The sequence below is a fragment of the Bacillus sp. 105MF genome (assembly GCF_000374885.1).
GTDB classification, from domain to species: domain Bacteria; phylum Bacillota; class Bacilli; order Bacillales; family Bacillaceae_G; genus Bacillus_A; species Bacillus_A pseudomycoides.
Genome location: NZ_KB895569.1, coordinates 124,962 through 146,170, shown reverse-complemented (window position 1 = coordinate 146,170; position 21,209 = coordinate 124,962). Strand labels below are relative to the sequence as shown.

Genomic DNA, 21,209 nt, shown 5'->3' with positions numbered 1-21,209 from the left:
AAAAGGGGTTTATATAGAAATAAACTTTTGAGATGAGGATTACGCAGCAGAATAAATGGTGAAAAACGAGTGTTTATAGAAGTTTCACTTTATATAGAGTCAATGTTTCGGATACACTAAATAATATGAGGATTTAAAGGAGGTATTTGTGCTTGGAAGACATTATTCAAGAACATATTGATAAATTATTGTTATTTATGAAAGAAGAAGCGTATAAGCCGCTAACGATACAAGAATTAGAAGCTGCTTTTGGAATTGTAGATTCCGCTGGCTTCAAAGATTTTGTAAAGGCACTTGTTATGATGGAAGAGAAAGGACTTGTTGTTCGTACACGTAGCAATCGCTATGGCCTTCCAGAAAAGATGAATTTAGTGCGCGGTAAGTTAATTGGACATGCACGTGGTTTTGCATTTGTCGTGCCGGAAGAGAAGAAGACAGGCGACGATGATATTTTTATCCCGCCCACAGAATTAAATGGTGCACTTCATGGCGATACAGTGTTAGCTCGTATTAATTCACAATCTAGCGGATCACGCCAAGAAGGTACGATCATTCGTATTGTAGAACGTGGTACGAAGGAACTAGTTGGTACATATACAGAATCAAAAAATTTTGGATTTGTACTTCCTGATAATAAACGTTGGACAAGTGACATTTTTATTCCGAAAAGTGCATCTATGGGTGCGGTAGAAGGGCATAAAGTTGTTGTGAAAATTACAAGCTATCCGCAAGATCGTTTAAGTGCGGAGGGGGAAGTTATTCAAATTCTAGGTCATAAAAATGACCCAGGGGTAGATATCTTATCTGTTATTCATAAACATCATTTGCCATTAGCATTCCCGGAAGATGTAATGGAACACGCGAACAGTGTACCAGAAACGATTTCAGAAGAAGATTTAAAAGACCGCCGAGATCTTCGTGATCAAATGATTGTGACAATTGATGGTGCAGATGCAAAAGACTTAGATGATGCGGTAACAGTAACAAGGCTTGAGAATGGTAATTATAAACTTGGTGTTCATATTGCGGATGTAAGTCATTATGTCCATGAAGGATCTCCAATTGATGTTGAAGCAGCAGAGAGAGCAACGAGTGTGTATCTTGTTGACCGTGTAATTCCGATGATTCCACATCGTTTATCAAACGGAATCTGTTCCTTGAATCCGAAAGTGGATCGCCTTACACTATCTTGTGAAATGGAAATTAACAATCTTGGTGATGTTGTGAGCCATGAGATTTTCCAAAGTGTCATTAAAACGACAGAGCGTATGACATACGCTGATGTAAGAAGTATTTTAGAAGATGAAGACAAAGAGTTAATTAAACGTTATGAGCCATTAGTACCGATGTTTAAAGAGATGGGTCAGTTAGCGCAAATCTTACGTGAAAAACGTATGAGACGTGGTGCGATTGACTTTGACTTTAAAGAAGCAAAAGTACTAGTAGATGAAGAAGGTAAACCGACAGATGTTGTAATGCGTGATCGTTCGGTATCAGAAAAGCTAATTGAAGAATTCATGCTTGTTGCCAATGAAACGGTAGCAGAGCATTTCCATTGGATGAACGTACCGTTTATGTACCGTGTCCATGAAGATCCGAAAGAAGATAAATTAGAGCGTTTCTTCGAATTTGTAACAAACTTTGGCTATGCGGTAAAAGGACGTGCGAATGAAATACATCCTCGCGCGCTGCAACAAATTCTTGAAATGGTACAAGGGCAGCCTGAGGAAGTCGTGATTTCAACAGTTATGCTTCGTTCGATGAAACAAGCTCGTTACGATGCAGATAGCTTAGGTCACTTCGGTTTATCAACAGAATTCTATACACATTTCACATCACCAATTCGTCGTTATCCAGATACGATTGTTCACCGATTAATTCGTGAATATATTATTAACGGTAAAATTGATAACGAAACACAAGCAAAATGGCGTGAAAAGTTACCAGAGATTGCAGAGCATTCTTCTAACATGGAACGCCGCGCTGTTGAGGCAGAACGCGAAACAGACGAACTGAAAAAAGCAGAATATATGCTTGATAAGATCGGTGAAGAGTACGACGGTATGATTAGTTCTGTAACAAACTTCGGTTTATTCGTAGAGCTTCCGAATACAATTGAAGGTCTTGTTCACGTTAGCTATTTAACGGATGATTACTATCGTTATGACGAACAGCACTTTGCGATGATCGGTGAACGTACAGGTAACGTCTTCCGCATCGGTGATGAAATTACAATTCGCGTTATTAATGTAAACAAAGATGAACGCGCAATTGATTTTGAAATCGTCGGTATGAAAGGTAGCCCAAGACGTAAATTCAAAGATCGTCCAGTTGTGATTGAACAGCCAAAAGGTGGTAGAAAGAGACGCAGTGGTCGCGGCGAACGTAATAATGAGCGCGGCGGTGCACGTGACAATGAACGTGGTAGTGGAAGAAAATACGAACGTGGTGGTCAAGGGAAAGAATCCTCTGGTCGTCCAGGGAAAAAAGATGGTAACGGTAAAAAGAAAAAGCCATTCTTTGAAAATGTCCCAGGATTTAAGAAGAAAAAGAAAAAGCGTAAGTAAGAAGGAGGGCTTTGCTTATATACTGAGCGAAGCCACTTCTTTTCTGGTGGTATCTAGTTAAGGCGGCAAGCTCTTCGTGTTTAAGAACCTTCTGCAAAAGAAGATAAAAAGCATCCTCTATGCGAAAGAACCTTAGCCGATCAGAGCCGAACATTCTGAGCGAGCACTTCCACTTTTTCGTAATTTTTGTTAAAATGGTACAAATAGAGGAGGGACATAAAATGCCAAAAGGTAGTGGTAAGGTTATTGCACAAAATAAAAAAGTATTTCATGATTATTTCATCGACGAAACATACGAAGCAGGGCTTGTCCTTCAAGGAACGGAAATTAAGTCTATTCGCGCCGGACGCGTAAACTTAAAAGATGCTTTCGCACGTATACATAATGGTGAAGTTTGGGTGTATAATATGCATATTAGTCCATATGAGCAAGGGAATCGTTTCAATCACGAGCCACTTCGTACAAGGAAATTACTTCTTCATAAGAAAGAAATCGACAAGCTAATTGGCTATTCAAAAGAAACAGGTTATACGCTTGTTCCAGTTAAAATCTATTTAAAAAATGGATTTGCGAAAATGGCACTTGGTGTAGCACGAGGGAAGAAACAATATGATAAGCGTCATGATTTAAAAGAGAAGGAAGCGAAACGCGAAATCGCACGTGCATTCCGTGATCGTCAAAAGATGTAATACAAAAATTTACATTTGTAAAATGTTGAACGTATGATATAATAATTCATGTAAGGCCAGTGAACATTGAAAAACAGCTCATTAAGTAGCTATCACGAATATACTTCGTATGCTCCATTCTTATATGGGGACGTTACGGATTCGACAGGGGTAGTTTGAGCTTAAGTTGCGAGTCGAGGGGATCGGCCTCGTTAAAACGTCAAAGCCAATAACTGGCAAACAACAAAACAACTTCGCTTTAGCTGCTTAATACAGCTTAGCGGTTCCTCCCTCCATCGTCCATGTGGTAGGGTAAGGGACTCAAACTAAGTGGACTACGCCGGAGTTCGCCGTCTGAGGACGAAGGAAGAGAACAATCAGACTAGCAATTTAGAAGCCTGTCGATAGGCCGAAGAGTTCGCGAAATGCCAATATATCGACTACACTCGTAGAAGCTTAAGTGTCAATATCTTTGGACGTGGGTTCGACTCCCACCGTCTCCACCAATACATATTTGGTGGTTTTTTTATTTTGTTGTGATATGAACCATAAGTTTGCCGGAACGGCAAGCTTATGGTTCTTTTTGTTTGTGGTAAAGTGATTGTTCTGAAAAATGAAGTGGATAGAGAATCCGATTGTTGAGTGTGTAATGTTTTTATGTAAAAGAATCAAAAAGTGACAATGGCATAAAAAATAATTCCATTTATAAAAAATAAAGAAGTTGGTATAGTACCAGCTTCTTTATTTTTTATGAAATAGATATTGAATTGAAATAACTTATATCGTTGAACGATTCGAGTGACTCTTTACTGAAGTCCTTTCATGAAGCTTTGAATTTTTGTTGATAGCATAAATAAAGTGATACTTACTATAATGGATATAGCTCCAATTACTCCAAAGTAAATGATTTCTGTTGCGGGATTATACAGTTTTACAACTTGTGCATTTATGGCTTGTGCGGATGCGGTAGATAGAAACCATAAACTGATTGTTTGTGCTGAAAAAGCAGCTGGAGCTAATTTTGTTGTTATTGATAATCCAGCAGGCGATAAACAAACTTCCCCAATTACGATTAACAAAAAGCTAAGAACTAGCCATATAGGGCTTGCTAGAGATTCTGTACCGTTAATAAAGGCAGGGATCATCATGATTAAAAATGACAATCCAGCAAAAAGTAATCCAATAGCGAATTTTTTAGGAGTGGGAGGTTGTTTTGTATTCAGTTTTACCCAAATCCACGCGAATATTGGTGCTAGTATTACTATAAATATAGGACTTAATGATTGGAACCATGCGGGTTGTATTTTAAATCCAGCGAATTGTAACTGAGTTCGTTGATCTGCATATGTTGCTAAAATAATTGCACCTTGTTCTTGTATCGCCCAAAATATCGCAGCTGAAATAAATAGGGGTATATAAGCAAGCAGGCGAGAACGTTCAACTTTAGTGGTTTTTGGACTACGATACATATAAATAAAGTAACAAGTAGGAATAATAATTCCTAAGATACTAATTAAAAAAGTAAAACGATTAATAGTTAATATACCCGTTGGTATTGTAATAGCACATAAAAGTATGATTACAATGATACTGATGCTAAAGTGTTTAATAGTTTTTTTTCTTTCAATATCTGTTAAAGGGTTTGGCACTTGAGTGCCAGCTACTCCAAGAGTCTTTTTTTTTCGTAAAAACAAATAGTATTAAACCTATTACCATACCAATTGCTGCGACTCCGAAACCAAGATGGAAGTTATATTGTTGTCCTAATGTACCGACAACTAAAGGAGCTACAAGAGCACCTAAATTAATGCCCATATAAAAAATACTGAAACCAGAGTCTCGGCGTGTGTCTGATTCATGATATAAATTTCCAACAATGCTAGAGATATTTGGTTTTAATAATCCTGTCCCAAGTATTAAAAATACCATAGAAATAAATAAAGTAATGATACTACCCGGCAATGTTAGAATAAGGTGGCCAATCATAATTAAAACGCCACCCCAAAAGACTGTTTTACTTGAACCGAGTAAACGATCAGAGACCCAGCCGCCGATAACACTGGACATGTATAATAGAGAGCCGTAAATTGCCATGATTGAAGTGGCAGTAGCTTGATCAAGTCCTAATCCACCTTTTGCGATGGAATAATACATATAGTAAAGTAAAATAGCTCTCATTCCATAATAAGAAAATCTTTCCCAAAATTCGGTGAAAAATAAAGTGAATAAACCTTTAGGGTGACCAAAAAAACCTTGTTGAGGGATACTCTCCATCATTGTTTGTTTTTCTTTCATATCCATACCGCTTTCTCCTTCATATATTTATATATTATTTTAGTATAACGTAAAAGTTTAGGATTGAAAGTAGAATATTGAAATGTATCTTTTTAAATTTATCCCGCATTAACGGACAGTAACACTCCCACCTCAAAATTCAGCGAAAGCAAAGAAGTTAGGTGAGAGATCAATCGCCCATAAAAGCCCGATTAGTGAGGGGGAATAATCAGTGGAATAGGAAGAAAACCACTTCCTAAGTATTGGAAGTGGTTTTCGCCTTCTTGTAGAAATAGATTACTAGCAAAATACCTATGACGATACTAATGATAATCGTTAGTGTAATATATATTGGATCTTTATTTATTTCACTTGGAATAACGTGTTCTAAAAGCGGACCGATACATATTGTGAATGCAGCAAAAATTGTAACCCATGATTTTGTATACAATGCAAACAAAATAAAAATAAGGACACATACGCCAGCGATGATATAGTTTTGCGTAGTAGTTGCTACAAAGTAATCTGTATCAAGTCGTCCATCTAACCAAAAATAAAAACCAACCCATCCGCCGATGGTAATAAGATGAGCTACTATTAAAAGAAAAATTGTGTTTTTTCTAGATGGGTATACTTTTGGAAGTCCTTTAAATAGCGTAAATGCAAATATAGCAAGGGCCAAGAATAAAGGTAATGATCCAAATAACAATATGTTTTGTGAAATTTTGAACTGCCCTCTTACTGCTGGAGCAAAGCACATAGAAGCAACGATAACTAAAATCGCTGCAGGAATGATGACGAGCAATCCTTCCTTGTCTACAGGTAGTTCTTTCCCAATATTCTTCATGTGCTGTTTACGACTTTTTCCAATAATATGATCAACATTCTGGCCTCTTTGTTCAGCTTCTGCTAAATGAACTTCTAGTTCGTCTACTATTGCATTTATATCTTCATCTTTTTTTCCGCGTTGCAGTAAGTACATTCTGAGTTCAATTAAAAATTGTTCAGACTTTGTTGATAACATTCTATTCGCCCCCTTTATTAATCACTTTTTCAACAGATAGCTTTAAATCAGTCCAGCGCTCTTTGAAGTTGTTTAATTCTTTCTCCCCTAATTCTGATAGTTGATAGTACTTCCGCTTAGGGCCAGCAGTTGATTCCCTTAATACGCTCGTAACCAATCCTTCTTTTTGCATACGTAATAGTAATGGATAGATCGTGCCCTCACTAAAAGAGTGAAAACCATAGCTATGTAATTTCTCTGTTAATTCGTAACCGTATATTTCACCTTCTTGAATAATGGCTAAAATACAACCATCCAAAATTCCTTTTAGCATTTGCGTTGAGTCAGCCATTTTAGCCCTCCTGTTCGTATATCTTTATATATATCTTGTAATACAAGGTATATAATTGTGAGGATACCTTGCAATGCAAGTGTTGTAATAAAGGTAACATAAAATTAACTTGTAATGCAAGGTATGTGAATTTAATTTCAATGGTATTTCTCAATGTGCATATAAGTATGCTTTACAGGATTATGCACTTATTTTAGGAGTGATGATTATCAATTGATAATTTATGAATATTAAATAAAATTAATTCATACGATAAGACTTGCTTATACGAGGAAGAAACTACGATTTAATGCTTCTGCAATTTATATAGCAGGATAATTTTGCTATAATATATGAGCATGACATATACGTAGAGGAGTGCTAGAAAATGCGATCATTTAATGTCGATGACTTTATTGCCAGTGTTTTACAATGGATATTAAATACAGCTTTAATCATATTATCCATTGTTCTATCTATCTTTTTAATTAATGAAACAATTACATTTATACAATACATATTTTCCGCAAAGAAATACACATCCTATAAATTAGTTGAAAGTATTATTGTTTACTTTTTATACTTTGAATTTATTGCATTGATTATTAAATATTTTAAATCGAATTATCATTTTCCATTACGTTATTTTATTTACATAGGAATTACAGCTCTAATTCGATTAATTATTGTTTCTCATGAAGAGCCATTTGAAACATTATTATATGCAGGATCTATTCTCATTTTAGTGATTGCTTTATATATATCTAATATGAGGGATTTGAAGAAACATTAAATATGATTTTGATGCAAAGCTATATCGTATATGAAACCACTTTTGCATGAATTACATAAAGCATACTAAAAAGTAGTGCAGACCAAGGTATTGGTTCGCACTACTTTTTTCATTCTAGTGATGAAAAGAGACAAAATGTATGTTTACTTCCTCCTTGACCTTCAAGTTACTTGAAGGATTAGAATGTGAGTAGAGAGTTGTAAGGGAGCGTTTTGAAGTGAAAACTGTTGAGAAATGAAATGAAGAATGGAGATTGAAAAAATGAGTCAAGAACCTAAACTGCGCCCATTAGAACGAGAAGATTTGAAATTTGTTCATGAACTTAACAACAATGCACATATTATGTCTTATTGGTTTGAAGAACCTTATGAAGCTTTTGTGGAGTTGCAGGATCTATATGATAAGCACATTCATGATCAAAGTGAACGTCGATTTATAGTAGAAAAAGATAATAATATGATTGGATTAGTTGAATTAGTGGAGATTGATTACATTCATCGAAGAACAGAATTTCAAATTATCATTGATCCAAAGTATCAAGGGTATGGTTATGCAGCGTGCGCAACCCGTTTAGCGATGAATTACGCCTTTTCAGTATTAAATATGCACAAACTTTATTTAGTAGTGGATAAAGAAAATGAAAAAGCTACGCATATTTACAAAAAAGTCGGTTTTACGATTGAAGGCGAGTTACAAGATGAATTTTTTGTTGATGGTAACTACCATAATGCAATCAGAATGTGTATTTTCCAGCATCAATATTTAGAAATGAAATCATAAGTTTTAATGTATGATGAAAAATAAATATTTATCCCGCATTAACGGACAGTAACACTCCCATCTCAAAATTCAGCGAAAGCAAAGAAGTTAGGTGGGAGATGAACTGTACGTAAAAGCCCGATTGGTGAGGGCTAATAATCAGTGGGGGATGGAGAAAACCCCCACTGATTAAAATTTCACTTTATTAGCTTCTACACCAATATTTTTAGGGATTTTATGCTTAGTTATCTATAGTATGATCTGCTCAAGAGTGGAACCAGACGGTACTTTGGTGGAGCCTTTCTTCTTAATTCCATTAAGTTATTTATTTGTTTTTAGTGGTATTATTGCAATATTGTTTGTGGCTATCATTTCGATGTTCAAAAAAGGGAAACTTAATTAATTCAATTGATGTACCGTTATAAATATATAAAAGGAAGCATAACTTAGGGTTATGCTTCTTTTTTGATTGTCCAAGGGTATGCTTCATCGTTAGTAATAAACAAAGAAGTCCCAATCTTTATAAAAAGATGGGCTTTTTTGTCTAATCCTACATCCAATTATAAGTTTTTGATAGTAGAAGGCTAATATCAACAAGAAAGTAATGATAAAGCTTTGAATGGATTAAATTTCCGTACATTCGACATAATAATGCTTAAGAAATTCCAATTAGGGTGAGAAATCGCAGTGTCAACTGCGGATATTGGGTGATTAAAATGTGGAAAATGCTTGTTTCTTATCTTCCAGATTGGAAAGTGTTTGTGCAAACTTTTATAGTATTTTTCGTTCCTTATGTGACCTCAAGAGTTTTTAGTTGGATCCGTACATTAGAGAAAGAGTGATGAGGATGAAAGAGAAGGAATCAAAGATGAGGCAACAAACCGATACATATCAGGATAAGCCTTTTCAAAACGTAACAGATTATTTTACAGGCGATTTTACCTTGGATCTAGAGCTTGTAAAAAAAGAAGTTAGTTATAACTCGGATGCCCACTTTCGAGAGTTTAACATAGGGGGGACAAATATTCGAGCGGCGCTTGTTTTTGTGGAAGGACTGTCGGATAAGGATCTCATTAATATGCATATTTTGAAGTCATTGATGTTTAATTTTTATGAAGAATATAAGAGTGCACCATCTTATGTGGAAGGTACCATTTCAAAAGAGTTTATTAAGAATCGCGTCCTTTCTATTAGTGAGGTAGAAGAAGTCTATTCTATAAAAGAGTTGATGGCAAAAGTGTTGATAGGTTCAACGGCACTCTTAGTTGATGGATTAGCAGGTGTATTAATTCTTGGTACAAAAAAAGGAAAAACACGCAATGTTGAAGAGCCGATATCAGAGGGATCAGTTAGAGGTCCACGGGTAGGTTTCACAGAAGTTTTGTCTGATAATACCGCTCTTTTACGGCTACATGGCGAAAACGAGGGATTGTCATTAACAAAATTTCATGTAGGAGAGCGGGCAAAAAAAGAGTTGGTTATTGCCTATATGAAAGAGATTGCTGATTCGGAATTGGTAGAAGAGGTTAAGAAAAGAATTCAGAAAATCAATATTGATAATGTGCCAGAATCAGGATATGTGGAGCAGCTCATCGAAGATAATTACCTCAGCCCGTTTCCACAAGCACAGAGTACGGAGCGCCCTGATCGCGTCATCGCAGCGTTGATGGAAGGGCGTGTTGCGATTTTATTGGATGGAACACCTTTTGCCCTGATTGTTCCAGTTACATTTAGCATGCTGATGCAATCGCCCGAAGATTATTATGAACGTTGGATTCCAGGCACGTTTATCCGTTTATTGCGTTTTGGAGCAGCTATTATTTCTCTTTTTGCACCTGCTTTGTACATTTCCTTTATCTCATTTCATCCTGGATTAATTCCGACCAAGTTGGCTATTTCAATTCTTGGGGGACGGGAAGGAGTTCCGTTTCCTGCAATTATAGAAGCATTATTTATGGAAATAGCCATCGAAATTTTGCGGGAAGCAGGGCTACGCCTGCCTAAGCCGATTGGTTCAGCGATGGGAATTGTCGGTGGATTAATCATTGGACAGGCTGCCGTAGAAGCGGGAATTATTAGTCCAATTATGGTAATTGTAGTAGCGGCCACTGCTATTTCTTCCTTTGCGCTCCCTCATTATAGTACAGCAATTCCACTACGGATCCTTCGCTTTGTAGCTATGTTTTGCGCTGCCATATTTGGACTATACGGAGTCATTCTGTTTTTTCTCGTTCTATGCAGTCATATAGCGAGATTGAAGAGTTTCGGCGTACCATATGCCAGTCCAGCTGTTGTTTATCATTTAAGCGATTGGAAAGATTTCATGATTCGCATGCCACTTCAGATGATGAAACGTCGCCCAAAAATGATGAATATGAAAGATTCGATACGAAAAGGAAGTGAAGAAGAGGGATGATTACCAACTCTAAAGATCGAATTCCGACTTCGCAAGCGGCTGTCATTCTTATCAATTATATACTCGCAGTAGGAATTCTCACCTTGCCCAGAACAGCTGCTGAGAAAGTAAACACACCAGATGTTTGGATAACCGTTATTTTAGGCGGATTAATTGCGATGGTTGCAGGGATAATCATGGTCAAATTAAGTCAACAATTTCCTGGAAAAACATTTTATCAATATAATCAAGAAATTGTAGGGAAATGGGTAGGAGCGATACTTAGTCTATTTATTGTAGGTTACTTTTTTATGCTTTCTTCATTTGAAGTCAAAACACTGGAAGGAATAACAAGTTTCTTTTTACTGGAAGGAACACCTGGATGGGCTATTATCATGCCATTTATGTGGGTGAGTCTCTATTTAAACCTAGGCGGAATAAACTCAATAGCACGTTTATTTGAAATTATATTTCCAATTACAGTCTTTATTTTCTTGTTCACTTCCTTTATGAGCATTGGAATATTTGAGATAGACAATCTTCGTCCTGTATTAGGGTTAGGGATTATCCCAGTACTAAAAGGCTTAAAAACAACAACGCTTGCATATTCAGGTGCCGAAATCATGTTGCTCCTTTTGGCATTTATGAAACAACCACGCCAAGCTGTAAAAGTCGTTCTAATTGGAACTGCTATTCCCTTAATTTTTTATGTCATTACAGTTGTGATGGTTATAGGAACGTTTTCTGTCGATGGGGTATTAATGAGAACATGGCCTACGATCGATCTTATGCGAAGTTTTGAACTCCCTGGTTTGATATTTGAGAGATTTGAGTCTTTATTACTTGTGATATGGATTATGCAAATCTTCGCAACTTATACAATTTGCTATTATGCTGCTGCTTTGGGACTGGCACAGCTCTTTAATAAAAATATTCATTCCTTTTTGTATGGGCTACTCCCGGTTATTTATATCGTTTCTCAAATTCCGAAAAACATTAATGATCTATTTAAATTGGGGGATGTGATTGGTAATGCGGCGATGATATTATTTGGTATCCTACCACTGCTTCTCCTTGTAATTTCAAGATGGAGGAAGAGAAAGAATGAACCGAAGTGTGAATAATGTACGACTTCTTTTGGCTTTATCATCAGTTCTTTTGCTGCTGGCTCTTACAGGGTGTTGGAGCAGTCGTGAAATTGAAGAGCAGGGGTTCGCGGTAGGGCTGGCATTTGATAAAGGGAAGGAGACGAAAGTTGAGAAAGAGATAGAAGAACATGGAGGAGGTTATCGAAAAAGGAATCTTATAACATCGACCTATCAGTTTGTTAAACCAGAATTATCAGGTAAAGGAAAGGGTGGAGGGGGACAACAAAAAGCCTACACGAATATTTCTGAAACCGGAGATTCTCTTCACCAATCGATTCGTGAAGTCGCATTAAGAAGGCAGCGTCCTATAATCTTCCATCACACGAAAGTGATTGTTGTTAGTGAAAGTCTTGCACGAATGTATAGTTTGAAGCAGTTACTGGATATTTACATCCGTGATAATGAGATGAGACCAAGTTGCCTCGTGTTAATTAGTAAGGGGCGAGCTAGTGAGACATTGAAATCGAGGGAAGCAGGAGAAATTCCAGCGTTCCTTTTGATCGGAATTGGGGATAATCAATATAGATCATCACGGATTTTACCTCCCGTGCCGCTGGCTAAATTACCAGGAAAGATCCATTCAGGGGCTAGTTTTCTTTTGCCAAATGTGATTTCGATAAATGGAGAAGTGAAATTTGCGGGGGCTGCCGTAATCAAAGGAAAGACAAAAAAGCTGCGCGGTTTTTTGAATGAAAATGAGTTAGAGGGGTTAACATGGATAACTGGGAAAGGGAAAAGCGGTTTGGTGAAAAGTTTTGATGAAAAGACAGGAAAGCCCATCCTGTATGAAGTGAAATCTATGAAAAGTAAAATCCAACCCCACGTTAAAGGAAATAACATCTCTTTTGATGTGAACATCCAATCAGAGGGACGGCTATCTGAAAACTGGGTCGCTTCAGGAGAACCTTTTGAAAATAAATTTCTAAGAAGTGTAGAAAAATCTGCGGAACAAGAAGTGAATCGATTGGTGAAGCGGACATTAAAAAAGATTCAAAAGGAATATCAGGTCGATGTCGCTGGCTTCGGTAACAGATTAAAAATTGAGTATCCAAAAGTATGGAAAAAGGTCGAAAAAGATTGGGATAAAACATTTAGTAAGGTTCCAATCAAATATAGCGTAAAGTTAACTATTGAGGACTATGGTACGGAAGGGACTTAGAAGTGAGATTCTTTATCCCGCATTAACGGACAGTAACACTCCCACTTCAAAATTCAGTGAAAGCAAAGAAGTTAGGTGGGAGATGAACTGTCCGTAAAAGCCCGATTGGTGAGGGCTAATAATCAGTGGAGGATGGAGAAAACCCCCACTGATTAAAGTTCCACTTTATTGCATGACATAGTATGAGATAAATGAAAAAATGTTGGTGGAATAGTGAGTGACCTTCCGCCAACATTTTTTTTGTTTATAATTTCCTGTATGTTTTTACAGTACGAACACAATCTAATATAAGGTATAAAAATGAAAATTTTATTTCTAAATGAAAGCTGGAAAATGGAGGAGCACGAATGAAACATATCGTTGCTTTATTAATCAAATATACTGCAATTAGTGCTGTGTTACTCATGATATTAAGTATTTTTCAAGGTGTTTCTATTCCTAGGGTTTTGTTTATTTCGTTAGTAATTACAGGAGTAGCCTATCTAATTGGAGATTTGTTTATTTTGCCTAAGTATGGAAATACGGTTGCTACAATTGTTGACTTTGGCTTAAGTTTTTTAGGAATTTGGATATTAACTTATTTTCTTACAAATGTTAATGTGCCTCGTGGCATTACAGCAGCTTCATTTTGGTCGGCTCTTCTTATTGGTGTAGTAGAAATACTTTTTCATATCTATATGAAGAGATTGGTTCTACATGAAGATGACCAGTTACGAGGAGTATCTTATCATAAGAGATATGCTACGGAATTCTCAGAGGAGTATATAGATCACGCTATAATACAAAAAAAGCGTTTATCTGAGAAGGTAGAAGATCGAGATAATGAATGGAAATAAAAAGTGGCTTTAGTCAATTTTTATCATTTAATTATATATGATCTAGGGATTAATGGAATATTAGCTCCCATTTATATAAAAAGGAAAAATAAAACCAATTGCTTTTCTTCTCATTATCTGCCAAGCTTAAGGAGATAAAGTGAAACTTCCATTAGTGGGGGTCTTACTGCCCGTTAATGCGGGACAAAATACTTCAGAGAAAGAAATGTATAGGTGAAGAATATGATTGAAATCAAGACTTCCGCACTTAGCGATGGAGAATTTAATAGAGGAGTATTCGCAAAGCGTGATATAAAAAAGGGCGAACTTCTACACGAAGCACCCGTTATCTCTTATCCGAATGAACAGCATGAGTTTATAGAGAAAACATTACTTGCTGACTACGCATTTGAGTATGGAGTGAATCATACGGCAATTCTTTTAGGTTACGGTATGTTATTTAATCATTCTTATACGCCGAATGCGACGTATGAGATCGTTTTTGAGAATCACACGTTTAAATTCTTTGCTTACACGGATATAAAAGCAGGAGAAGAAATTCTGATCAACTATAATGGTGATGTTGATGATGATGAATTATTATGGTTTGATAGGGAAAAAGAAGAAAACGATAAATAATTAAGTGTAAAAAGAGCACATTCGATTGGATGTGCTCTTTTGTATGGAACAAAAATAAATTTTTGAAACCAAACTGCCCTTCTATCTATCTAATAAATGAAAGGAGGGGATACGATGGATGAAATAAAATTAGTCAAAAAGGCAAGAAAAGGTGACGATGCAGCTTTCGAACAGCTTATTAGTTTATATCAAGATCAATTGTATCGGACTGCTTATCTGTATGTACAGAATAAAGAAGATGCACTAGATATTGTACAAGAAACAGTTTATAAAGCGTATTTATCCATAGAGCAATTAAAGAAACCGAACTATTTTTTGACATGGTTGACACGTATTCTTATACATAATGCCTATCAGCTATTAAGTGAAAAGAAAAAAGTGAAGAAGATAGAGGACGGAAGAGAAGCGGATACATATGGCGAGATGCCAAATAAATTACATCAAATTGAACAAAATATCGACTTACAAGAAGCAATTCAAAAATTGGATGAAAATTATCAAACAGTAATCATTTTATATTATTATCATGATCTTTCAATCAATAAAATTGCTTGGCAAATGAATATACCAGAGGGAACAGTAAAGACATATTTGCACCGGGCAAGAAAAGCGTTAAAAAATTTATTAGGGGGGAGTGAAGAGAATTGGATAAGCAGTGGTTTAATGACGAGGTAAATAAAATTGATGTTCCAAAAAAAGAATTAAATTTGACTATACAAAAAGGGATTGCTAGAGCGAAGGCGGAAAAACCTGTTAAAAGAACATATAAGAAAAGAAGAATCGCTTTGTTAACTGCCGCTTCAATCTGTATAGGTGTATTAGGCTCTGGATTTGTGTTTCCACAAATGAGCCGTGTCTTGGCGGAAGTTCCGATTATCGGGAAAATTTATTCGCATTTTCATGATACAATTGGTCAAAATCTGTCGGCAAGTAAGCTTGTAACAGAGTTAAATCAGCAGGCGGTGAGCAATGGGATTAGCGTAACAATGAATAGTGTTTATTATGATGGTGGTAGAATTGGTATTACATTTAAAGTGGATAACCCAGATGAAGTAGAGATAAGGCATAATTCTGACAGAGACTTTTATTATGATTTTAAACTTGTTGATGGAAGCGAGAAATGGATGCGTGCAGCTTCATTTGATGGCAAAATAACAAAAGACGGTTGGTTCGGAAATATTCATATTAATTATCCAGAAAAAGAGCTTCCCCAAAATACTACATTACCAATTACCATTACGTCTATCGGAGACACAAAAGGGATTTGGAAATTTGATATTCCAGTAAAGCAACTAGAAAATAAAATGATTAACCCGCAGCAATCCGTAAGTAGTGAAGATAAAGAACATACATTTAACTTTGAAAAGATTACAGTGGGAAAAGGATCCGTTGCTATCGACTATAAAGCAATGTATCCACTTGCCGGAGAAAATGATTTAGTAAGAATTGGAAAGGTAACTGATGATAAGGGGAATGAAATTGATTTTAAAACATCAGGTATTGAATTTGGAAGAGAAAAGGTTGGAAATCAGATAGAATCTGATGAACGATCTATTTTCGGGAAAATTCCAGAGGGAGCGGAATTTATTACGCTACATCCGAATGTGAGATTATCTGAAAAGCCGTCTATTCAGGCTTTAAATCAAAAGACACCATTTGAAATACAAAGCACTCGTAGTGATTTAAAGATTGTCGTGAATAAAATTCAACATAAAAAACAGCGATTAATCGTACAGTATACACTTCAAAATGCCGATACAAAACATAAATCTATGGATGAATTGATAAATTGTGGGGAAGTTATGAATTTAATGGATTCTTCATATGTAGATAAGGAATTTGCACCAATTGGTCATGTTGTAAAGGGCAGTGATGTGAAGGTATTGAATAAGGAGAAGTTACAATTCCAGGCAACGTTTCAGCTAGATGGCGAATATGGTGTGAAGAATTTTAGTTTAAAGAATTATGTATTAGAAGTGGAGATGTCACCATATCATCCTGAAAAACCATTATCGCCAGTCAAAATTCAATTAAAATAATCGAAAAAAGGATGCCCTTAACATATAAGGAGGCATCCTTTTATATTACAAGAGCCTTACAGTTTTGTAATGTCTATTTTTGATATGACAAAATATAGACATTTTTATCAGTTTGAAAAGTTCCATCTTTAAACATATTTTTTCGCATTGACATGCGATATAATAGAGTTTTGTAAAGGAAGAGATTAGATTTTAAATTTTTCTATCTTAAACTTGATTATACCGGAAAATTTTTGAAGGTAAAGTTTTCTTCTCGATTTTTTGATAAGATAGAGACGGAAGCTATCTTACTAAACTATTTAGGTAATCTATGTGGTGGCCGATTATCTACTTATTTTCAGCATGGCATTACATGTAGTGTAGTGAATGAACTTGTAAGCGAAATGGAAGAGAATAAGAGAACTAGTTTTAAGAATGCTGGAACTATCGAGAGGATAGGCCATTAATTATTAATAGAAATAGAGGAATCATAGAATGAATATGCAGGAAGTATATAAATATTTACGTACAGTATTACCGGAAGAACATGTAAAACAAGATGAGATGTTAAAGAATCATACGCATATAAAAGTAGGGGGAAAAGCAGATGTGTTTGTACAGCCTACTACCTATACTGAGATTCAACAAGTTGTACAGTATGCAAATAAACACAACATTCCAATTACGTTTTTAGGAAACGGCTCGAATGTCATTATAAAAGACGGTGGTATTCGTGGAATTACATTAAGTTTGACTCATATTACGGATGTTACTGTGAACGAGCAGACAATTGTAGCACAAAGTGGTGCAGCGATTATTGATATATCAAGAATAGCATTAGAACATTCTTTAACAGGGCTTGAATTTGCTTGTGGTATACCGGGATCTGTTGGGGGAGCTCTATATATGAATGCAGGTGCATACGGTGGTGAGGTAGCATATGTATTAACAAAAGCGGTTGTCATGACAAAAGAGGGAGAGCTAATTACTCTTTCAAAAGACGACTTTGATTTTGGATATCGTAAAAGTAGATTTGCCAATAATCATTACATCATACTTGAAGCTACATTTGAACTTGAGAAAGGTGTATATGAAGAGATTAAAGAAAAAATGGATGATTTAACGTATAAAAGAGAATCGAAACAGCCATTAGAATATCCTTCATGCGGTAGTGTTTTCAAGCGTCCGCCTAATAACTTTGCTGGTAAGCTTATTCAAGACTCTGAACTACAAGGAACGCGAATTGGCGGTGTGGAAGTTTCAACAAAACATGCTGGATTCATGGTAAACGTTGATAATGGAACGGCGCAAGATTATATCGATTTAATTCATTTCGTTCAAAAGACAGTTAAAGAGAAGTTTGGTGTTACGTTAGAAAGAGAAGTAAGGATTATTGGAGAAGATTTAAAGTAAAAGGTTTAAGGAATAAATGGCGTAATATGTTTATCTTTTTATGCTTCAAGAAATAAATTGTGAATATTTTTTGGGCATAATTGACAATGTGTTTTCAATTCACTATAATTGGCTATAATTTAACATATTAAATACGTTGAAAGAGCCCAGTAGCAGTTTGTCACTGTTATCGAGAAAGCTAGGGGTTGATGGAACCTAGCACAAACAAACTTGTGAATTACACTCTGGAGTATCTTAGGTAATGCTAAGCGGAGTGGCAATCGATATTATTGCTAAGAGTGGTATGGATAGTGAAATTGTTCCTATTTGTGCAATCTGGGTGGTAACACGGTTAATAATCGTCCCTATGTCTAATGTAGACATAGGGGCTTTTTTGTTTTTTAAATTGAAATTTTAAATATTAAAGGGGATGGAAAGACATGAACATTATTGATGAATTAGAATGGCGCGATGCCATTAATCAACAAACAGATGCAGACGGATTACGTGAATTAGTAGAAGAGAAAAAGATTTCCTTGTACTGTGGTGTAGATCCAACAGGTGACAGTATGCATATTGGACATTTGATTCCGTTTATGATGATGAAACGGTTTCAATTAGCTGGGCATCATCCAGTGATTTTAGTTGGGGGAGCAACAGGGACGATTGGGGATCCAAGTGGACGCCAAACAGAGCGTCAGTTGCAGACGTTAGAACAGGTACAGCATAATGTTGACGCATTAACAGCACAAATGCAAAAGCTATTTGATTTTGGCGGCAATAGTGAAGTGAAAATGGTAAATAACTACGACTGGACGCATCAAATCAATATTATCAAGTTTTTACGTGACTACGGTAAAAACTTTAGTATAAATAGTATGTTAGCGAAAGATATAGTAGCGAGCCGTTTAGATACAGGGATTTCATTTACGGAATTCACATACCAAATATTACAAGCAATGGATTTCCATCACTTATACAAAGAAGAAGGGGTACAACTACAAATTGGTGGTAGTGACCAGTGGGGAAATATTACAAGTGGTTTAGATTTAATTCGTAAATTAGAAGGGCATGAAGCCAAAGTTTTTGGATTAACAATTCCATTATTATTAAAATCAGACGGTACGAAATTTGGTAAATCAGCAGGCGGAGCAGTTTGGTTAGATCCTGAAAAAACAACGCCATTTGAATTCTACCAGTTCTGGGTGAATACGGATGACCGTGATGTAGTTAAGTACTTGAAATACTTTACGTTCTTAACGAAGGATAGAATTGATGAATTAGTAGTGAAGGTTCAAACGGAGCCACATAAGCGTGAAGCGCAAAAAGTGCTAGCAGAAGAAATGACGAAATTTGTTCATGGTGAGCATGCACTGTCCCAAGCACTAAAAATTACAGAAGCATTATTTAGTGGGGATATTAAATCATTAACTGCGGATGAAATTGAACAAGGATTTAAAGATATGCCGACTTTCCATGCTTCAAAAGAAACAAAAAATATCGTTGAGTGGTTAGTTGATTTAGGAATTGAACCTTCTAGACGTCAAGCCAGAGAAGATATTAATAATGGAGCTATTTCTATGAACGGTGAAAAAGTGACTGATGTGAATACACATGTTACAGTAGAAAATTCATTCGATGGAAGATTTATTATTATCCGTAAAGGTAAAAAGAATTACAGCTTGGTGAAATTAGGAGAATAAAGTTTGTTATAGAGTAGAAGTAAGGAGATATCCTCATTTCTACTCTTTTTATGTACACAATTTCGTCATAAAAAGTCAGTATATTAAGATTGTTATGGAGGTTTATTTAGTTTTCATGCCGAATAAGAATAATATATAAATCGTTGCCACGAAGAACAAAAGGAGCCTTGCACTCATCATTTCTCTTTGTTTTAAACATGGCATGGGGCAAAAAAAAGGAACTGCCCGCTCCTATGCATGGGCGGATGCTCTCTTCTATCTAAAAAAGAAAGTTTTTTAAGAATAAAAAAAAGCCCGAATCACGATTCGGGCTAGTAATCAGATTAGTAAGCTAAGCTGAATAATCCTTTAATATGTGATAAGTAACGAACGTTACTTGCTTCTTTCATTAATGATGCTGGTAAGCCTTTAAGTGGAGTTGAGCTTGCTCCGATTGTAGCAACAGCATCTTTACGACCTAGACTTGCGAGTGTTCCAGAGTTTACTGGTGCGAACTCTTCGAATGCTTTGCCTTCTAGTGCTGCGTATAAGTTGTATCCAATTAACTCACCCATTTGCCAAGCGATTTGTGCAGTTGGTGGGTATGGACGACCTTCTGGACCGAAGACAACAGCGCTGTCTCCAGCAACGAATACGTCTTTGTGAGAAGTAGATTGTAGGTATGCATCAACAGTTGCACGACCACGGTTTACTTCAAGACCTGATTCACCGATTAATGGGTTACCTTGTACGCCACCTGTCCAAACGAATGTGTTTGCAACGATTTTTTGACCGTCTTTTAAGTCAATTTCATTGCCTGCAACGTTTGTTACAGGAAGACCTGTTAAGAATTTAACGCCGCGTGCTTCTAAGCTAGTAGTTGCACGTTCAATTAAATCGTCTGGTAATACTGGAAGGATTTTTGGACCTGCTTCAACAAGAAGTAATTTTACTTCTTTAGGGTTTACGCCGTGGCTTTTTGCAAGTTTAGGCATAATGTCAGCAAGCTCACCAACTAGCTCAACGCCAGTTAATCCGCCACCACCGATTAAGATTGTAGCATCAGCTTCATTTTTTGTTTTTGCGTATTCACGAATACGATCTTCAACATGTTTGTAGATTTTGTTTGCATCAGCAGCAGATTTTAATACCATGCTGTTTTCTTCTAGTCCTGGAATGCCGAAGTAAGCAGTTTTACTTCCTAAAGCAACTACAAGTGCATCGTAAGATAAAGTAGTGCCACCAGCTAGTTTTATTTCTTTTTTGTCTACTGAGAATGACTCAACTGTTGCAATTTTAAGATCGATGTCTTTGCCTTTGAAAAGTTTTGTAAGTGGCATTGCAATAGCTTGTTCAGAAACGTTACCTGCTGCTAGGCGGTGTAGTTCTGTAATGATTTGGTGTGTTGGGTATTGGTTGATTACTGTAACTTGTGCTTCTGATTTGCTGTAATATTTACGTACATTTAAAGCGGCAAGAAGTCCGCCATAACCAGCGCCTAAGATGACAATTTGTTTTGACATAGTATGATATCTCCCGTCTTTACTAATTGTTGTTATAAGATAA

General features: G+C 36.2%; 17 protein-coding genes, 1 other RNA gene, 1 pseudogene and 1 other annotated feature. Of the genes and pseudogenes, 15 read left to right on the top strand and 4 right to left on the bottom strand.

Going from position 1 to position 21,209, the window contains the following annotated elements; all coding sequences use genetic code 11:
- Positions 1-152: 152 nt before the first annotated feature.
- From rnr to ssrA, 3 genes are all read left to right on the top strand, one after another.
- Positions 153-2,567, top strand: coding sequence for a ribonuclease R (gene rnr, locus C564_RS0108950; protein ID WP_018765081.1), 2,415 nt, complete (start codon positions 153-155; stop codon positions 2,565-2,567).
- 221 nt (positions 2,568-2,788) lie between these two features.
- On the top strand, positions 2,789-3,256 hold the full coding sequence (smpB, locus tag C564_RS0108945; protein WP_001123909.1) for an SsrA-binding protein SmpB: 468 nt from the start codon (positions 2,789-2,791) through the stop codon (positions 3,254-3,256).
- Between the two features lie 126 nt (positions 3,257-3,382).
- Positions 3,383-3,741: a transfer-messenger RNA gene (ssrA, locus tag C564_RS34545) on the top strand.
- Positions 3,742-4,041: 300 nt separating this feature from the next.
- On the opposite strand, the pseudogene C564_RS33370 reads toward ssrA, so the two are convergent.
- From C564_RS33370 to C564_RS0108930, 3 genes and pseudogenes are all read right to left on the bottom strand, one after another.
- Positions 4,042-5,536, bottom strand: a pseudogene (locus tag C564_RS33370) (peptide MFS transporter).
- Positions 5,537-5,765: 229 nt separating this feature from the next.
- Entirely contained in the window at positions 5,766-6,533 is a 768-nt protein-coding gene (locus tag C564_RS0108935; protein WP_018765080.1) for an NADH dehydrogenase, read from the bottom strand.
- 1 nt (position 6,534) lies between these two features.
- Positions 6,535-6,864: a PadR family transcriptional regulator gene (locus C564_RS0108930; RefSeq protein WP_003201969.1), complete on the bottom strand. Its 330-nt coding sequence runs from the start codon at positions 6,862-6,864 to the stop codon at positions 6,535-6,537.
- Between the two features lie 367 nt (positions 6,865-7,231).
- Here C564_RS0108930 and psiE point away from each other — a divergent pair, with 367 nt between their 5' ends.
- The 12 genes from psiE to tyrS all read left to right on the top strand — a co-directional run bounded on the left by psiE (position 7,232) and on the right by tyrS (position 19,664).
- Positions 7,232-7,636 (top strand): phosphate-starvation-inducible protein PsiE, encoded by a 405-nt coding sequence (gene psiE, locus C564_RS0108925; protein ID WP_003201971.1) that lies wholly within the window; start codon positions 7,232-7,234, stop codon positions 7,634-7,636.
- Between the two features lie 261 nt (positions 7,637-7,897).
- On the top strand, positions 7,898-8,416 hold the full coding sequence (gene speG / locus C564_RS0108920) for a spermidine N1-acetyltransferase (protein ID WP_016112470.1): 519 nt from the start codon (positions 7,898-7,900) through the stop codon (positions 8,414-8,416).
- 199 nt (positions 8,417-8,615) lie between these two features.
- Entirely contained in the window at positions 8,616-8,798 is a 183-nt protein-coding gene (locus tag C564_RS34540) for a DUF3955 domain-containing protein (protein WP_098018459.1), read from the top strand.
- A gap of 465 nt (positions 8,799-9,263) precedes the next feature.
- Entirely contained in the window at positions 9,264-10,811 is a 1,548-nt protein-coding gene (locus C564_RS0108910; RefSeq protein ID WP_371391950.1) for a spore germination protein, read from the top strand.
- Positions 10,808-11,914 (top strand): spore germination protein, encoded by a 1,107-nt coding sequence (locus C564_RS0108905; RefSeq protein WP_018765079.1) that lies wholly within the window; start codon positions 10,808-10,810, stop codon positions 11,912-11,914. Before C564_RS0108910 ends, C564_RS0108905 begins: the two co-directional genes overlap by 4 nt.
- A complete protein-coding gene (locus C564_RS0108900) occupies positions 11,895-13,097 on the top strand; it encodes a Ger(x)C family spore germination protein (protein ID WP_018765078.1) in 1,203 nt (400 codons plus the stop codon). The genes C564_RS0108905 and C564_RS0108900 overlap by 20 nt, the downstream gene beginning before the upstream one ends.
- 347 nt (positions 13,098-13,444) lie before the next feature.
- Positions 13,445-13,933, top strand: coding sequence for a YndM family protein (locus C564_RS0108895; RefSeq protein WP_018765077.1), 489 nt, complete (start codon positions 13,445-13,447; stop codon positions 13,931-13,933).
- A 222-nt stretch (positions 13,934-14,155) separates the two neighbouring features.
- Positions 14,156-14,551 carry an SET domain-containing protein gene (locus tag C564_RS0108890; RefSeq protein ID WP_018765076.1) on the top strand — a complete coding sequence of 132 codons (396 nt, stop codon included), beginning with the start codon at positions 14,156-14,158 and terminating at the stop codon, positions 14,549-14,551.
- Positions 14,552-14,665: 114 nt separating this feature from the next.
- Positions 14,666-15,226 (top strand): sigma-70 family RNA polymerase sigma factor, encoded by a 561-nt coding sequence (locus tag C564_RS0108885; protein WP_018765075.1) that lies wholly within the window; start codon positions 14,666-14,668, stop codon positions 15,224-15,226.
- A complete protein-coding gene (locus C564_RS0108880) occupies positions 15,196-16,590 on the top strand; it encodes a DUF4179 domain-containing protein (RefSeq protein ID WP_018765074.1) in 1,395 nt (464 codons plus the stop codon). The genes C564_RS0108885 and C564_RS0108880 overlap by 31 nt, the downstream gene beginning before the upstream one ends.
- 474 nt (positions 16,591-17,064) lie before the next feature.
- On the top strand, positions 17,065-17,982 hold the full coding sequence (murB, locus tag C564_RS0108875) for a UDP-N-acetylmuramate dehydrogenase (RefSeq protein WP_018765073.1): 918 nt from the start codon (positions 17,065-17,067) through the stop codon (positions 17,980-17,982).
- 127 nt (positions 17,983-18,109) lie between these two features.
- Positions 18,110-18,331 (top strand) — a binding site (T-box leader).
- A 70-nt stretch (positions 18,332-18,401) separates the two neighbouring features.
- Complete coding sequence (gene tyrS / locus C564_RS0108865) at positions 18,402-19,664, top strand: tyrosine--tRNA ligase (RefSeq protein WP_018765071.1); 1,263 nt, start codon at positions 18,402-18,404, stop codon at positions 19,662-19,664.
- A gap of 323 nt (positions 19,665-19,987) precedes the next feature.
- Here the strand turns inward: tyrS and C564_RS0108860 are convergent, their stop codons facing one another.
- On the bottom strand, positions 19,988-21,166 hold the full coding sequence (locus C564_RS0108860; protein ID WP_003201996.1) for an NAD(P)/FAD-dependent oxidoreductase: 1,179 nt from the start codon (positions 21,164-21,166) through the stop codon (positions 19,988-19,990).
- Between the last annotated feature and the right edge of the window lie 43 nt (positions 21,167-21,209).

Bases quoted from the DNA above. Each gene is read 5' to 3' on its own strand.
- smpB (WP_001123909.1), top strand. From the start codon at position 2,789: ATGCCAAAAGGTAGTGGTAAGGTTATTGCACAAAATAAAAAAGTATTT.
- C564_RS0108935 (WP_018765080.1), bottom strand. From the start codon at position 6,533: ATGTTATCAACAAAGTCTGAACAATTTTTAATTGAACTCAGAATGTAC.
- C564_RS0108930 (WP_003201969.1), bottom strand. From the start codon at position 6,864: ATGGCTGACTCAACGCAAATGCTAAAAGGAATTTTGGATGGTTGTATT.
- psiE (WP_003201971.1), top strand. From the start codon at position 7,232: ATGCGATCATTTAATGTCGATGACTTTATTGCCAGTGTTTTACAATGG.
- speG (WP_016112470.1), top strand. From the start codon at position 7,898: ATGAGTCAAGAACCTAAACTGCGCCCATTAGAACGAGAAGATTTGAAA.
- C564_RS0108910 (WP_371391950.1), top strand. From the start codon at position 9,264: ATGAGGCAACAAACCGATACATATCAGGATAAGCCTTTTCAAAACGTA.
- C564_RS0108905 (WP_018765079.1), top strand. From the start codon at position 10,808: ATGATTACCAACTCTAAAGATCGAATTCCGACTTCGCAAGCGGCTGTC.
- C564_RS0108900 (WP_018765078.1), top strand. From the start codon at position 11,895: ATGAACCGAAGTGTGAATAATGTACGACTTCTTTTGGCTTTATCATCA.
- C564_RS0108895 (WP_018765077.1), top strand. From the start codon at position 13,445: ATGAAACATATCGTTGCTTTATTAATCAAATATACTGCAATTAGTGCT.
- C564_RS0108890 (WP_018765076.1), top strand. From the start codon at position 14,156: ATGATTGAAATCAAGACTTCCGCACTTAGCGATGGAGAATTTAATAGA.
- C564_RS0108885 (WP_018765075.1), top strand. From the start codon at position 14,666: ATGGATGAAATAAAATTAGTCAAAAAGGCAAGAAAAGGTGACGATGCA.
- murB (WP_018765073.1), top strand. From the start codon at position 17,065: ATGAATATGCAGGAAGTATATAAATATTTACGTACAGTATTACCGGAA.
- tyrS (WP_018765071.1), top strand. From the start codon at position 18,402: ATGAACATTATTGATGAATTAGAATGGCGCGATGCCATTAATCAACAA.
- C564_RS0108860 (WP_003201996.1), bottom strand. From the start codon at position 21,166: ATGTCAAAACAAATTGTCATCTTAGGCGCTGGTTATGGCGGACTTCTT.